The sequence below is a fragment of the Mucilaginibacter inviolabilis genome (assembly GCF_011089895.1).
GTDB classification, from domain to species: domain Bacteria; phylum Bacteroidota; class Bacteroidia; order Sphingobacteriales; family Sphingobacteriaceae; genus Mucilaginibacter; species Mucilaginibacter inviolabilis.
In genome coordinates this window covers 1-2407 of record NZ_JAANAT010000009.1, presented here as the reverse complement: position 1 = coordinate 2407, position 2407 = coordinate 1, and the positions used below count along the sequence as shown (strand labels likewise).

The window sequence follows — 2407 nt, the reverse complement described above, 5'->3', positions numbered from 1 at the left end:
CAAGAACCAGGACCGAAGTCTTGTCTCTTGTTTCTTGTTATCTTGATTCCAGCCAAACAACGTCCCTATTCTGTTGTTTTCTCTTGTTTCAATTACTTCTTCCAATATGTCAAAGAACTTTACCCCATTCCATTTAAATGGTCATTTGCATGATATCCTATCCTTTTCAGGAAACGGAGGGTTTGTGGAGAATAACGGATTCGAACCGTTGACCCCCTGCGTGCAAGGCAGGTGCTCTAGCCAGCTGAGCTAATCCCCCTAAAAATGAATGAGTGAATTATTGATTTAGTGATTTAGTGATTGTTTCCAATGACTTAATGACCAATGATCAATGACTTACCCCAATGTAGTCCCGAGCAGATTTGAACTGCTGACCCCTACATTATCAGTGTAGTGCTCTAACCAAGCTGAGCTACAGGACTTTATTTGATTTCGGATGTCGGATGTTCGATTTCGGATTCTTTTCTTCAATTCGGCAATCGTCTATCGTAATCACTTACAATCCAGCCTCTCAGATGATTAAAACCACTGAATGGTTTCATCTTTTGGGTTTTCTTCTGTTTTTTTATTTAAGAAATAATCATGTAGGTAACACTTGTTATAGTACTTACCTTGGAAACTGCTCCAGAAAGGAGGTATTCCAGCCACACCTTCCGGTACGGCTACCTTGTTACGACTTAGCCCCAGTTACCGACTTTACCCTAGGACGCTCCTTGCGGTTACGCACTTCAGGCACTTCCAGCTTCCATGGCTTGACGGGCGGTGTGTACAAGGCCCGGGAACGTATTCACCGCGTCATTGCTGATACGCGATTACTAGCGAATCCAACTTCACGGGGTCGAGTTGCAGACCCCGATCCGAACTGTGAACAGCTTTAAGAGATTGGCATCCTGTTGCCAGGTAGCTGCCCTCTGTACTGCCCATTGTAGCACGTGTGTAGCCCCGGACGTAAGGGCCATGATGACTTGACGTCGTCCCCTCCTTCCTCTCTATTTGCATAGGCAGTCTGTTTAGAGTCCCCACCTTGACGTGCTGGCAACTAAACATAGGGGTTGCGCTCGTTGCGGGACTTAACCCAACACCTCACGGCACGAGCTGACGACAGCCATGCAGCACCTAGTTTCGTGTCCCGAAGGACTAAAGCGTCTCTGCTTTATTCACTAACTTTCAAGCCCGGGTAAGGTTCCTCGCGTATCATCGAATTAAACCACATGCTCCTCCGCTTGTGCGGGCCCCCGTCAATTCCTTTGAGTTTCACCCTTGCGGGCGTACTCCCCAGGTGGAATACTTAACGCTTTCGCTTAGACGCTGACCGTATATCGCCAACATCGAGTATTCATCGTTTAGGGCGTGGACTACCAGGGTATCTAATCCTGTTTGATCCCCACGCTTTCGTGCCTCAGTGTCAATACCACCATAGTAAGCTGCCTTCGCAATTGGTGTTCTGTGACATATCTATGCATTTCACCGCTACTTGTCACATTCCGCCTACCTCTAGTGGATTCAAGTTCTTCAGTATCAAAGGCACTGCGACAGTTAAGCTGCCGTCTTTCACCCCTGACTTAAAGAACCACCTACGCACCCTTTAAACCCAATAAATCCGGATAACGCTTGGATCCTCCGTATTACCGCGGCTGCTGGCACGGAGTTAGCCGATCCTTATTCTTACAGTACATTCAGCTTGATACACGTATCAAGGTTTATTCCCGTATAAAAGCAGTTTACAACCCATAGGGCCGTCTTCCTGCACGCGGCATGGCTGGTTCAGACTTCCGTCCATTGACCAATATTCCTTACTGCTGCCTCCCGTAGGAGTCTGGTCCGTGTCTCAGTACCAGTGTGGGGGGTCATCCTCTCAGATCCCCTAAACATCGTAGCCTTGGTAAGCCGTTACCTTACCAACTAGCTAATGTTCCGCATGCCCATCTTGTTCCTATAAATATTTGGTTATCAAACGATGCCATTTAATAACGTTATGCGGTCTTAATCTCTCTTTCGAGAGGCTATCCCCCTGAACAAGGTAGGTTACATACGTGTTACGCACCCGTGCGCCACTCTCATGGAAAGCAAGCTCTCCAATCCCGTCCGACTTGCATGTATTAGGCCTGCCGCTAGCGTTCATCCTGAGCCAGGATCAAACTCTCCATTGTAAAATGTTTTGTTTGTCTCTGACCCTATTATTAATAATAGAATCTGTATTTCGGTGAATGGTCAGCCGTTAGTAGTGAATTTACATTCACCACTCACTATTTCCTATTCACCATTGTATCTTTATACAGTTTCCCGCTTTCTTATAACGCACCGGAAGGGTTTAGTTTCCGATCGTTACGCTACATGATTTTCTATTTCTTAAAAGAACTTATCGCTTCACCATCCCGGATCCGCTTTATAATCTTGGAGTTCTTAT

General features: G+C 46.4%; 2 tRNA genes and 1 rRNA gene. All 3 read right to left on the bottom strand.

Going from position 1 to position 2407, the window contains the following annotated elements:
- Positions 1-185: 185 nt before the first annotated feature.
- Positions 186-259, bottom strand: a tRNA-Ala gene (locus G7092_RS30440).
- Between the two features lie 88 nt (positions 260-347).
- Positions 348-422 (bottom strand) — tRNA-Ile (locus G7092_RS30435).
- Positions 423-628: 206 nt separating this feature from the next.
- Positions 629-2150, bottom strand: a 16S ribosomal RNA gene (locus tag G7092_RS30430).
- Positions 2151-2407 lie beyond the last annotated feature (257 nt).